The organism is Acinetobacter sp. ANC 4973, from assembly GCF_002135275.1.
Lineage (GTDB): Bacteria > Pseudomonadota > Gammaproteobacteria > Pseudomonadales > Moraxellaceae > Acinetobacter > Acinetobacter kyonggiensis.
On record NZ_NEGM01000003.1, the window covers coordinates 162,525 to 175,869 of the forward strand.

Genomic DNA, 13,345 nt, shown 5'->3' on the forward strand with positions numbered 1-13,345 from the left:
GTTATGACTGATTTAAGCATAGGGCGCCACGTCGCTGAAGATACTACGGCACCCCAATATCCTGTCACTACCGACATCAATCCAAGCGCTGTGGTCGGTGCAGAAATTTTGATTGAGCAATTATATAAATTTTACGGTGAAGTCAGTGTCTTAGAAGATTTAGACCTGCATATTCAACCAGGAGAATTCCTTGCTATTGTCGGGCGTAGTGGTTGTGGTAAAAGTACGTTACTGCGCCTGATTGCCGATTTAGAACAACCGAGTTATGGTGAAATTAAGTTTAAATCGGCTCGTCACATTCGTGAAGGCATTACTAGTGATGATATTCGAGTCATGTTCCAAGACCCACGACTGTTACCATGGCGCAGCATTGAACAAAATGTACAACTCGGTTTAGCCAAACAACAACAAGACAATGCCTCCTCCCTTTTAGAAAAAGTCGGACTAAAAGATAAAGCCGCATTGTGGCCTTCGCAACTTTCAGGTGGGCAACGTCAGCGTACTGCATTGGCACGTGCACTGTCACACAAACCACGCATTTTATTACTCGATGAACCTTTAGGCGCACTGGATGCACTGACGCGTTTAGACATGCAGGCACTGATTGAAAAACTATGGCGTGAACAGGGTTTTACCGCTATTTTGGTCACGCATGATGTCAGTGAGGCCGTACAATTGGCCGATCGCATTATCCTGCTCGATAAAGGCCATATTGCTAAGCAATTTAAAGTAGATTTGGCACGACCACGAAAAAAAGATTATGCGTTTACCGAATTAGAGCAACAGGTTTTAAATGCCGTATTGGCAACATAATTTTTACAGGTGAAATGGGCACATTACTCTGGTTTAGTTTGGGCTCATTTCAGCATTCTGTTGTCTAAATGTAAGCTGATTCTTGAGTCATTTTAAGCATTCATGCAACAGCTAACGGCTTAAATGTAAGACATGACAAAATATAAAAATTCAATCTTATTGAAAGTTTTAATAAATATTCATTAATTTATTCCATTTGGTCTTTTTCAGGATAGTTTTACATTGCTCAAAAAGTGAATGCTTTAATCGCCAATCTAAAAAATAAATCACCAATATTCATCAAATTAAAACTTTTGCCTGTGCACAAATCTGACGATTTGCCGTACAATTTAAGATTCCAATTTTGATTATTGTCGCATTGCCAATGGAACAAAAAAAGAGTACTCAAAAACGACATCAACTGCTAAATGCAGCGCTGGATGTATTTTCCCTTTATGGTTTTAATGGAGCAAGCTTAGACGAAATTGCTCAAATTGCTGAAATGCACAAATCTAATATTTTCTATTATTATGAAAATAAAGAAGCGCTATATGTTGAAGTGCTGACCACGGTATTGCAAAAGTGGCTTTCTCCACTGCAAATGCTGGAAACAGACCTCGAACCTGAAGAAGCAATCAGCAATTATTTATTGCAGAAAATTGAGGTTTCTCGTACCCAACCGAAAGCGTCTCGATTGTTTGCTTTGGAAGTGATTCAAGGTGCGCCACATATCTTGCCTATTTTAAAAGGTCCATTAAAGAAATTGGTGAAGCGTAAAGCCAAAGTGATTGCTTTATGGCAAGAACAGGGAAAAATTGCCAAGGAAATTGATCCTGAGCTGTTAATTCTTAACATTTGGGCTATCACACAAAACTATGCAGATTTTGCCACCCAAATGGAAATGGTGACAGGCAAAACTTTACGTAACCGCAGTATGCAGCAACGTATTATTCAACATACAGTCCATATGATGTTATATGGCGTTATTCCTCGTGCATAAACCTTAAATTATCGTGCGCGATAATTTTGGCATACGACCATAGCCCTCTATGGTCGCCAAACTTCCCAATAAATGACTTACTAATAATTTAATAATAAAAACTCACGATTTTCATTTTAAACAAAATGCTTTTGATAAAGTGCCAATAATTTTTGCGCCCCCAATAATAAATTTTCTTCCCACTCTAAATGTGCCGTATCATTTGCGCCATCGGTAATATATTTGACTGAAATTAAACGTACATCTAACTTTTTACACACTTTGGCCAAAGCATAACCTTCCATATCCACGAGGTTACACGGCACTTTCGGTAGACCTGTTTCAAAGCTGTCTCCCGTGCCACAAATCCCTTGGGCTAAATGCCCGAAATGGACATCTAAAGCAATTTCAGCTGGATAATCATGATCCATCGGGGTCACACCCACCTGAAAGCCCAGTGGTGAAACATCCATATCGCGTTGTACAAACGTCATGACTTCAACCAAGCTATGTGCATCAAAATGTGAACTGCCTGCTGTGCCCAAATTTAATAGCGTTTTACAACCAGTCTTTTGAATCACCTCAAAGGCTTTAAATGCCGCATTGACTTTACCGATACCACTGTAATGCACATCAATCCCTGCTTGCTCAAATAAGCCTTTCGATTCATTTGGCAATGCCATAATTAAAGCCAGATCAGAAATCATGTGATGTACTCATGGAGAAAGGTAAAAAGTGTGCTCATTAGAAAAGAAAATACCATCAGGTGCAAATTTTAATCCGCTTTTTCAAAGGGGTATTTTTCTTGAGGAGCTGTGCTTTTACTTATTTTCTTGAAGGTATTCATGGCAGTAAGTCCACCTTTAAAAAGGTGGGATTTAGGGTAATGCCAATCAGTTAAGGGTTTTAGAAATAAAGTCCTTAGTTTTTAGTTGTTCATGACGGAGTCTTATATTTTTTAAATCAAATACTTGGAGCTCATCTATTACTTTGGATAAGCCCAAAGTAATCAAAGGCATTTGTCATCCGCAAAACTCGCCAAATACCTTCTATTGATTAATAAATCGCAGAAACCTTACTTTTTTAATCTTGCGGTGTATACACCTCATGCCTCGAACAGTTGCGAATGACGTTTCCGCGTATCGAATAACATCATGAATTTAAAAATAAAATTCCAGTCAATTTCTTAACTGACTGGCATTAGGGATTTAGGGGGATTAAAAAATTTAGACTTAACACCTATTTCCCCCTTACATAATTTATTTATTCTTTCCGAAAAGAGAAAAACTTTATCTCTGCTCCAAATAGCATTTTAAACACGGTGAAAAGAACAAATTGCCACGGTAAAAACCTTGCGCTGTTTTGCTCACCACCAACAGCCATAACATCACCAGTATGATTGCCAAAGCATAAGCAATAGACTGAATAAAACTGACCTGAATCTGTTGCCCCAAATTCAGCACTGCAAGGGTTAATACTCCCAATGGAAAAGTTAAACCCCACCATCCCAAATTAAAAGGTAAATCCGTTTTGGCATGTTTTAAGGTGGTTAAAACGGCAATGCCCAACCACCACACAGCAAAACCCAGTAACAGCATACTCGCCACGATCCCCGCCTGCTGACAAAACACACCTAAACTTTGCATCTCCACAGTTGCCAATACTTGTGGTGCTTGTGCACCCAGTACCAACAAGGCCAATGCACCTGTCGCAATGGGGCCCAATGCCAACCAACTGGTAATGGCCAACTCCTTACTGGGCAATTGATGCAGTGCCAAACGCAGCATTAAAATGGTTAAAATTGCAAAGGCAGGCAACACTGAAATACCCCATAACACATAGCTCCCAACCAAAATGCCCACTGCCTGTTGCCCTTCGGCAATGTGTGGCAACAACAAACCACCAGAGGTTGCCGCAACCTCACAAGCCACAATCGGCAATAACCACACTGCTGTCATATTATGTAATTGATGCTCCTGCCGACTGAACATACAAAATGGCACCAGCCAAGCAATAACAACCGCAAGCAATACATCGACATACCACAACATCTGCGCCAGCTGAATCACCCCATCGCCATATAGGCTAATGCCAAACTTTAATAAGCCATTGATGATGGTCGCCAGTGCCATCGGAATGGCACCCAAAAACAGGCTCATACTGGCATGCGAGAAAATTTGTTTGGCTTCAGTCGGATAAATGAGCCAACGCAGCCCATATAAAATACAAAAGGTCATAAACAATACAATATTCAGTTGCCATAAGGATGCTCCCAATTGCACCATCAGAGTGTGGGCAAAGGGCAATTCAGCTAGAATCAAGGCCACAACACCCGTCCCCATGCTGGCAGTAAACCAGTTTGGGGTAAATTGGCGCACAATATCTTGCATTTGTTCAAGTTGATAAAATGGCTTTTTCATCGCTGTTGCTCATCAAAGGCTATATCCGTATTTTACGAGCCTTTAAGAATAAGAAAAATTGATTTATTTTTATTCGATTAATCAATTTAATTGATAACAAAGCCAATCTTTCATTAATTTTTTTGAGTAAAAACACAACAACAAGACGAATGCTGAAGATTATGGCAATATATAGCCCTGATAATTTTTCATTTATTGATTCGCCCATGAAGCTGCTCCGCCTGAATGCTTTAGCGCCTAATTTTCAATTGCCAAAAACTGCCGTCACCATTGGTAATTTTGACGGTGTACATTTGGGTCATCAGGCGATGATTGCACAATTAAAAGACCTTGCAGCAGCGCAAAATTTAAAAACCTTGGTGATGATTTTTGAACCACAACCTTTAGAGTTCTTTAAAGGTTATGAAGCACCGCCACGTATTAGTTCATTACGTGAAAAAGTCGAATATCTGACTGAACTGGGTGTCGACTATATTGTCATCGCAAAATTTGATAATTATTTCCGTAGCTTAAGTGCTGAAGAGTTTGCACAAATACTCAAACAAAAACTCAATGCACATAGCCTTGTATTGGGTGATGACTTCCATTTTGGCAAAAACCGTCAGGGCAATAGCGAATTTCTACGTCACTATGGTTTCCATGTCACCAATTTAAATACCATCGAACAAAACGGTGAACGGGTCAGTTCCACCCGTATTCGGCAAACCTTACAAGCTGGTGATTTAGCACTCGCTGCACAATTATTAGGTCGCCCTTATAGCATCACAGGTCGGGTGCAATATGGTGATCAAATTGGACGGACAATTAATTTCCCGACCATCAATGTCCGTCTCAACCGTCATAAACCCTGTTTAAATGGTATTTACGGCGTTGAAGTCTTATGTGAAACCGAATCTTTAAAAGATAAAGTCCAAGCCGAGCATCCTGAAAAACTCGGGATTGCAGCTTATGACCCCACTGCCCTGTTTGGTGCAGGACATGTGGGTACACGGCCAGCCATCAAACAGGAACATCCTGAATGGCGATTAGAAGTACATTTTCCTGATGTTTCTGCTAATCTGTATGGCCTGTTAATGCGGGTGACGTTCTTAAACTATTTACATGGTGAAAAGGACTACCCTTCGCTTGAAGCATTAAAAGCGGGAATTGATGATGATGTTGAGAAACTGCTTGAGTTTCGACAAAACAGCCCTCATTTTCCCTTTTAAATCCCAAATTTTTTTACTGTAAAATGCGTCAGCCTAAGCCTGATTAAATTGGAAGACAACTTGCATGAGCGATAAGCAAACTCCTGAAAATGCAGTGGATTATAAAGCCACGCTAAACCTCCCAGGTACTGAATTTGCAATGAAAGCAAATCTTGCAGTACGTGAAGCAAAATGGTTAGAAGAGTGGTATGCCGACAACATTTATCAGCAGATTCGTGCATCGCGTATTGGCAAGAAAAAATATGTGCTTCATGACGGCCCTCCTTATGCCAATGGTCAAATTCACCTCGGTCATGCGGTGAATAAAGTCCTCAAAGACATCATCATCAAAAGCCGTATTATGGATGGTTTTGATGCGCCCTATGTTCCGGGTTGGGACTGTCACGGTTTACCAATTGAACTGAAAGTTGAAGAAAAAGTGGGGAAAGTCGGTGTCAAAGTCGATGCCGCAACATTCCGTAAACATTGCCGTGAATATGCCTACACTCAAGTCGAATTACAGAAGAAAGACTTTGTGCGTATGGGTGTGTTCGGTGATTGGGACAATCCTTACTTAACCATGAACTTTGCACAAGAAGCCAACATTGTGCGTTCATTGGGCGAAATTCAAAAACAAGGTCATATCCAACCCGGTCTGAAACCGGTCAACTGGTGTTTAGATTGTGGTTCTGCACTGGCAGAAGCTGAAGTTGAATATGAAGATAAAAAATCAGATGCGATTGATGTCGGTTTTAGCGTTGTTGATTTAGCTGATTTGTCTGCACGTGTCGGTGTAAGTGTTACAGATTCAACCGATATCGTGATCTGGACCACGACACCTTGGACGATGCCTGCCAACCAAGCCGTTTCATTACATGCAGATATTGAATACCAATTAGTCACCGCACGCGGGACAGAAAAAGCTACGCAAAACTTCATTTTGGCAAAAGATTTAGTGGAATCTGCCACTGAACGCTATGGCTTTACTACCGTTGAAGTCATTGCAGACTTTAGGGGTAACACACTTGAAAATCTACAATTACAACATCCGTTAATTTCTGAGCGCCAAGTACCCGTCATTTTAGGTGAACACGTCACCGCAACCAGTGGTACAGGTGCGGTACATACTGCTCCCGGCCATGGTGTGGACGACTATAAAGTTGGCTTGCTGTACAACTTAAAAGTGGATAATCCTGTCGGCGGTAACGGTGTGTATTTACCGACTGCACCCATTTTTGCAGGCGAACATATTTACAAAGCCAATCCGAAAATCATTGAAGCATTAACGACCAACAATAAACTTTGGGCGCATGTGGTGATCAAACACAGCTATCCACATTGCTGGCGTCACAAAACACCAATCATCTTCCGTGCAACCCCACAGTGGTTCATCAGCATGGATGATCAAGGCTTACGTCAAAATGCGCTCAATGCCATCGAAAATGACATCAGTTTTGTACCAGATTGGGGTAAAAACCGTATTCACTCGATGATTGAAGGTCGTCCAGACTGGTGTATCTCACGTCAACGTACTTGGGGTGTGCCAATCCCATTCTTCGTGCACAAAGACACCAACGAGCTACATCCTCGTACGCCTGAACTGATTGAAGAAGTGGCTAAACTGATTGAAAAAGAAGGCATTGATGGTTGGTATAACCGCGATGCATCTGAGTTTATCGGTGCAGATGCGCAGCACTACAATGCAGTTCGTGACACCTTAGATGTCTGGTTTGATTCAGGTACAACCCATTTTGCCGTACTGCGTGAACGTGAAGAACTCACTGATCCTGCTGATTTGTACCTTGAAGGTTCAGACCAACACCGTGGCTGGTTCCAATCATCGTTATTGACTTCGATTGCCATTAATAAGCGTGCACCCTATAAAGGCCTACTCACCCATGGTTTCGTGGTGGATGAGAAAGGTCGTAAGATGTCTAAATCACTGGGTAATATCATTGCCCCTCAAGACATCATTAAAGATATGGGTGCTGATGGTTTACGTTTCTGGATTGCATCTGCAGACTACCGTTATGAAATGACCGCAGGTAAAGAAATCTTTAGCCGTGCATCAGATGGTTATCGTCGTATTCGTAACACCTTGCGTTTCTTGTTAGCCAACTTAAATGGTTTCACTCCTGCAACAGATGCGTTACCTGTAGACCAATTGATCGCACTAGATCAATATATTTTACAACGTGCTGCGGATGTACAGAAAACCATTCAACAAGCCTACGAAGATATGAATTTCCATATCGTCACCAATGCTTTGACTAATTTTTGTATCAATGACTTGGGCGGTTTCTACCTCGACATCATCAAAGACCGTCAGTACACCACCAAAGCTGATTCTCAAGCACGTCATTCTGCACAAACCGCGTTGTATCATTTGGTACAAGCCTTTGTCCGTTGGATGGCACCAATCTTGACCTTTACTGCACAAGAAGCTTGGCCGTTAATTCCGGGTCAAACTGAAAAATACGTGTTCACCACTGAATGGTATGACATTCCTGTTGCTTCAACTGCGAACCTAATTTCAGAAGCCGATTGGCAAACCATGATTGCAGTTAAATCGGCAGTGAACAAGCAAATTGAAGCTGCACGTAATGCTAAATTGATTGGTTCAAATCTGTCTGCCAAAGTTGAACTTTGGGCCAATGCTGAGCTCAAAACGGTACTGGATCAATTAAATGATGAGCTTCGTTTCGTCCTAATTACCTCAACTGTAATTGTCAATGCATTTGATGAGACCCAAGGTGAAGCGACTGATCTCGAAGGCTTACGCGTCAAGGTATCGGCTGCGGAAGGTGAAAAGTGTGCGCGTTGCTGGCATGTCCTTCCAGATGTAAATACACATCTTGAACATCCAAGTCTGTGTTCTCGTTGTATTATCAACCTTCCTACAGGTCAAGGCGAAGAGAGAAAATATGCCTAATCCACAACCGAAAAAGGGCTTATTCCAATTCTACCTACACAATTTAGTGTGGGTGGGTTTATCCATTGTCGCGATTATTCTCGACCAATGGACGAAATGGATTGCAACGACACATCTGAATTATGCAGATCCTGTGCCGGTACTGCCCTTTTTAAATTGGACATTGCTACATAACTATGGCGCAGCTTTTAGTTTCTTGTCCGATGCAGGTGGATGGCAACGTTATTTCTTTACTTCACTCGCAGGTTTAGTGTCTGTCATTTTTGTATTTTGGCTCATGCGTATGCCAAAAAAAATCGTGATTTTACCGCTGGCGATTGCCCTCATTTTGGGTGGTGCCATCGGTAATTTAATTGACCGTGTCTCTTTAGGTTATGTGGTCGATTTTATTCATGTGTACTACAACAACAGCCATTTCCCTGCTTTTAATATTGCAGATAGTGCCATTACCTTAGGCACAATTCTGCTGCTTATCGATACGTTTTTCCTCGAAAAACAACGTATTCAACGTGCTGAAGTGCAACAACATGACTGAAATGATTAATCCCAATGAAGAAACCCGTATTGCTGAAGGCTCAAAAGTAGAGCTTCACTTTTCTGTTGCTATTGAAAATGGCGTAGAAATTGACAATACCCGTAGCCGTGAAGAACCTGTTAGCCTTGTCATGGGCGATGGCAGCTTACTGCCGGGCTTTGAAAAAGCACTGTTTGGTTTACGTGCTGGTGACCGTCGTACCGTCAGCCTTCCACCCGAAGATGCTTTTGGTCCGTGGAATTCTGAAAATATTCAAACTTTTGACACGGTGAAATTCGAACAAACGCCAATTGTCGGTCATATGATTGAATTTGAAGATAAAGCCAAACAAAGCTTATTTGGTGTGGTGAAATCAGTCGGTGAAGATATTACTGAAATTGATTTCAATCACCCGCTTGCTGGCAAAGATATTACTTTTGAAGTGGAAATCTTTAAAGTCACACCTGCTGGTCAGCAAGGCATTAAAATTATGTAATTCAGCATTCGCTGAAACCTCATTAAAAAGCTCCTTCGGGAGCTTTTTTAGGTTAAGTCAAATACAAAATCTTCATATTCAGCCCTGCATATTCATATTAATTTAGAGCGCAACGACATAAAAAAATACAGGTTCAACATGAAAATTCAAATTATTGTTGGTAGTGTGCGTGAAGGGCGTATTGCGATTAAAGTCGCACGTTGGGTACAACGCAGTATCGAAAAAGCAAATTTTAGTACCGTTCAGACTGAACTGGTCGATTTAAAACAATGGGATCTGCCTATTTTTGCAGGAGCACATCCTCCAATTACGGGTATTTATGATCAACCCAAACAACAAGAATGGGCAGACAAAATCTCCCAAGCCGATGCCATTATTTTTATCAGCCCTGAATACAATCATGGCTACAGTCCAGCCTTAAAAAATGCTTTAGATTACTTAGGCAAAGAATGGCAAGGTAAACCCGCGGCCTATATTGGCTATGGTGCAACCAATGGATCACGTTCGATTGATCAAATTCGTCAAGTCGGCACACAATTGGGCTTAATTGACAGTAATGCAGTCATTGAAATTCGTGACATCTTCTCACGCAATAAAACGGAAGAATTTGAACCCAATGAATTTGATGAAAAAAGGCTGACATCCATTTTGGATAAATTGATCCAATATGTCAGTGCCTGATATTTTTTAGCCTGTTGTCGGTTTTGGCTTACAACAGTTGCAGAAAATCAGCACTTTTCACACATCATTTATAACGCTATATTAAAGTCATACAGAGACAGGAAGTCTCTAATGCATAAAAAAATAACAATAAAGCATAAACAGCAGGAAGCTGATAAGTACGACAGGAGTAATACCTTTAAATGAATATGAAAAAGCCTCGACAGGATGTCGGGGCTTTTTTTATTTCATGCTTGGGACACTCAGAATTTATCAATTAAAGATTTACTTGAAAGCCTAAATCAACATTAAACGCCGCTTGCCCACCCCGTATGCTCCCCATTCTCTAAAGCACTTTCTCGTAAAATAATTTTGACCTGATGAAATTGAGAAGTGATGTAATTTTTCCACAATCAAGCGATATAAATCACGTTGAGTCGCTCAAGATCGCCCCGTAAAACAATCAATACGGATGAGCATAAACAGTTCGGGTTGTCATAAGTCTGGTGGCGCAGAAAATCAATGCGATGCACCACTAAATGAACATCACGATCTATTTTAGGAAGTTAAAAGGCTTCTTTTAAAGCGTTATGTACAGCGTCTATTACCCCTGATTAAAGGCAGATTATTGCGCGGTGAATTGCAGTAATCTGGCATTTTTCCCATCTTCAAGCACCCAAATTGAACCATCCCCAACTTCGAGTAAACCACGTATCCGTTGCTGCATCTTTAAATGCTGTACTTCAATCACAGGCTTCATTTCAGTATCCACAATCACAATTGCCTTAGAAGATAAGCCACCAATCAGCGCTTTATTTTTCCATGCAGGAAATTGATTTCCTGTATAAAAAATTAAACTAGATGGGGAGATAACAGGTGTCCAACTCATCGCAGGTGCTTTAAATTCTGGATAAGTATCATGATTAGGTATATCTGTACCATCGTAATGATCGCCATTCGAAACCACGGGATAGCCATAATTTTCACCTTTAACGATAATATTGAGTTCATCGCCACCCTTAGGACCCATTTCAACGCTCCAAAGCTGATCTTTATCATCAAATGCCATACCTAATGGATTACGATGCCCCAATGACCAGACTTGTTTGGCAATTTCACCTCTGTCTACAAAAGGATTACCCGACGCAGCTGTACCATCATCATTTAAACGTAAAATCTTGCCTAAATTGGAGTTCATATCCTGTGCAGGATCAAATTTCTGCCGCTCACCTGAACTAATCCATAGCTTTCCATCTGCACCAAATAAAATACGATGTGAATAATGTCCTTGCCCCTGTACTTTGGGCACTTGTGTCCAAATGGTCTTTAAATGTTTTATCTGCGGGTTTTGAGCATCCGACAAATCTAATTCACCACGTGCAACCACAGCACCATAACCACCCTGTCCCGCTTCGACATAACTGATATAAAGCCAATGATTACGTTGAAACTGAGGATGTAATGCAATATCTCCTAAGCCGCCTTGTCCACCATAAGCCACTGTAGGTAGTCCTTTAATTTCAACGTGTTGTTTTGTTTTTGGATTAAATAGTTTTAACTTTCCTTTACGCTCCGTCACCAGTACACGACCATCTTTTAAAGCTGCCATTGCCCAAGGTTCATTAAACTGTGCAATCATTTTCATTTGATAGGTTTGATCGATCCGACTTGCAGATGTTGCTTTGGCTGTTTCAGCCGCTGTTTTTTGCTCAAATTTAGAAGAGTTTGTTTGTGCATTACATGCCATTAAAATCAAAGAACTTGTTAAAGTCACCGTAGTAAGCAGACTCAGTCGTAATATTTTCATTATGATTTCCACTTTTATGCAAGTTGCTATCATTGTCATTCTAAGTAATTTATTCAAAATCACTATTTTTTATTGTTAATTGCTACTGCCCATTGATCCTAAAAAAAATAATGGACAAAAATTATATATAGTGTAGGAAATAACGTACACAGGCTGCTGCTTTTTGCGTATATACCAACGAATGGAGTTTTATTATGCTTAACTCATTAGGAAACAGGACGTTTCTCAAATGAAAACAATAACAATAAGTTTGAACATCAGGATGTGAGGTATGGCAGAAGTTATACCTAAGCAACGCATACAAAAAAGCCCTCTCATCATGATAGGGCTTTTTTGCATTTAAGTGATTTAAGCTATTCCTTTTAAGCTCTTTAGATAACTCACTATTTCTTGATTTCCTGCCATTTCAGCAAGTTCTAAAGCTGTATAAGTACTGCGATGATTAATATCTACACCTTTACTAATCAATAGCTTCACTACCTCTAAATGATCATTTTCAGCTGCTGCATGTAAGGCACTATAACCTTCTTCATCGGCAGAGTTGACGTCCAGACCTTCCTGTAGCGCCTGCTCGACCTGTTCGATGTCGCCTAAAGATGCCCAGTACACCAGTTCAGGAAGATGCAGCTCGTCATCATCTTCAGGGATTGGGGAGATAGAATTAAATTGCATATAAATTTTTCCAAAAACTTTAATCGATTAAAACATAAAACTCCAAAAAAGGAATAGGAGTCAAATTTCACTATTTATTTCAATGTAATTTTTTACAATGTTAAAGGCATCTTTAAAATTTTGATTATATTTTTGGTGATGTTGATAACCATATCTTTCATTATGAATATCGGTAAAATCATCATGCCAATGTTGAAATCTCCCCTTCTTTCGACATAAGGCAGTGTAAGGAGAAATTTTTCCTTCATATAAGTCATTGAAAATTTTATTAGAAACGATTATTCCTTTAGTTATATATTTCTTTTCTATTATAAGGGTCATAATCAGTTTTCTTAAATCAACTAAGGAAAGAGTACCACCATGACCATTCTGAATACTAAAATGAAAAAATGTATTTAGAACAATAAAGTGATGATCATCAATTTCAAGCATTATGCAGGTTTCGCCATTTAAACTATCAGATCTAATAAAATAAATAATTTGAGGATTTAATTTTTCAATTTTATTTAAACAATTATCATAGTAATGAATATATATATCTTGATCCCATTTGAAAGGATATTCTTTCCCTTCAGTCAGCCATGTGATATTAATTCCAAATTCATTTGAAAATTTTTTTAGAAATTTGAAAGTTGGTTCATCTTCATTCAGAAAATATTTTTCTAAGTCACTTACTTTCTTTAATTTTAATATTTTACTAAATTCTGCGATTGTAAATTTCTCATTACGTTCTTCATTCATTAATTTAAGAATGAGTTGAAGACGTTCAGAAATTTTTTTGATTCCGATTTCTTTTTCGGAGATTTAATCTTCTTTATGCCATCACTAATTAAATTAGTAATTACACCTAACCCTATTGTTTCTAAGCCGCTCATATTTTTAAATA

12 protein-coding genes are annotated in these 13,345 nt (G+C 39.7%); 7 read left to right on the top strand and 5 right to left on the bottom strand.

Annotated elements, in window-relative coordinates; genetic code table 11:
* Positions 1-3 precede the first annotated feature (3 nt).
* Both B9T30_RS05440 and B9T30_RS05445 read left to right on the top strand, forming a co-directional pair.
* Positions 4-813 carry an ABC transporter ATP-binding protein gene (locus B9T30_RS05440; protein WP_086184192.1) on the top strand — a complete coding sequence of 270 codons (810 nt, stop codon included), beginning with the start codon at positions 4-6 and terminating at the stop codon, positions 811-813.
* Positions 814-1,177: 364 nt separating this feature from the next.
* Entirely contained in the window at positions 1,178-1,792 is a 615-nt protein-coding gene (locus B9T30_RS05445; RefSeq protein WP_004650865.1) for a TetR family transcriptional regulator C-terminal domain-containing protein, read from the top strand.
* Between the two features lie 116 nt (positions 1,793-1,908).
* Here the strand turns inward: B9T30_RS05445 and B9T30_RS05450 are convergent, their stop codons facing one another.
* Complete coding sequence (locus tag B9T30_RS05450) at positions 1,909-2,478, bottom strand: 5'-nucleosidase (RefSeq protein WP_086184114.1); 570 nt, start codon at positions 2,476-2,478, stop codon at positions 1,909-1,911.
* A 582-nt stretch (positions 2,479-3,060) separates the two neighbouring features.
* Complete coding sequence (locus tag B9T30_RS05455; protein WP_086184115.1) at positions 3,061-4,191, bottom strand: TDT family transporter; 1,131 nt, start codon at positions 4,189-4,191, stop codon at positions 3,061-3,063.
* 206 nt (positions 4,192-4,397) lie between these two features.
* Between B9T30_RS05455 and ribF the strand changes: the two genes are divergently transcribed.
* The 5 genes from ribF (at position 4,398) to B9T30_RS05485 (ending at position 10,001) form a co-directional block, all read left to right on the top strand.
* Positions 4,398-5,399, top strand: a complete 1,002-nt coding sequence (gene ribF / locus B9T30_RS05465) for a riboflavin biosynthesis protein RibF (RefSeq protein ID WP_086184117.1) — start codon at positions 4,398-4,400, stop codon at positions 5,397-5,399.
* Between the two features lie 64 nt (positions 5,400-5,463).
* The gene (ileS, locus tag B9T30_RS05470) at positions 5,464-8,310 is read left to right on the top strand and encodes an isoleucine--tRNA ligase (RefSeq protein ID WP_086184118.1); all 2,847 of its coding nucleotides are present in this window, start codon (positions 5,464-5,466) and stop codon (positions 8,308-8,310) included.
* The gene (gene lspA, locus B9T30_RS05475) at positions 8,303-8,845 is read left to right on the top strand and encodes a signal peptidase II (RefSeq protein ID WP_004650871.1); all 543 of its coding nucleotides are present in this window, start codon (positions 8,303-8,305) and stop codon (positions 8,843-8,845) included. Before ileS ends, lspA begins: the two co-directional genes overlap by 8 nt.
* Positions 8,838-9,320 carry an FKBP-type peptidyl-prolyl cis-trans isomerase gene (locus B9T30_RS05480; protein WP_086184119.1) on the top strand — a complete coding sequence of 161 codons (483 nt, stop codon included), beginning with the start codon at positions 8,838-8,840 and terminating at the stop codon, positions 9,318-9,320. The genes lspA and B9T30_RS05480 overlap by 8 nt, the downstream gene beginning before the upstream one ends.
* A gap of 138 nt (positions 9,321-9,458) precedes the next feature.
* Positions 9,459-10,001: an NADPH-dependent FMN reductase gene (locus B9T30_RS05485; protein ID WP_086184120.1), complete on the top strand. Its 543-nt coding sequence runs from the start codon at positions 9,459-9,461 to the stop codon at positions 9,999-10,001.
* Positions 10,002-10,605: 604 nt separating this feature from the next.
* Here the strand turns inward: B9T30_RS05485 and B9T30_RS05490 are convergent.
* The 3 genes from B9T30_RS05490 to B9T30_RS05500 form a co-directional block, all read right to left on the bottom strand.
* The gene (locus B9T30_RS05490) at positions 10,606-11,787 is read right to left on the bottom strand and encodes a PQQ-dependent sugar dehydrogenase (RefSeq protein WP_086184121.1); all 1,182 of its coding nucleotides are present in this window, start codon (positions 11,785-11,787) and stop codon (positions 10,606-10,608) included.
* A 348-nt stretch (positions 11,788-12,135) separates the two neighbouring features.
* Positions 12,136-12,459 carry an ankyrin repeat domain-containing protein gene (locus B9T30_RS05495; protein ID WP_086184122.1) on the bottom strand — a complete coding sequence of 108 codons (324 nt, stop codon included), beginning with the start codon at positions 12,457-12,459 and terminating at the stop codon, positions 12,136-12,138.
* Between the two features lie 60 nt (positions 12,460-12,519).
* Positions 12,520-13,200 carry a helix-turn-helix domain-containing protein gene (locus B9T30_RS05500; protein ID WP_086184123.1) on the bottom strand — a complete coding sequence of 227 codons (681 nt, stop codon included), beginning with the start codon at positions 13,198-13,200 and terminating at the stop codon, positions 12,520-12,522.
* Positions 13,201-13,345 lie beyond the last annotated feature (145 nt).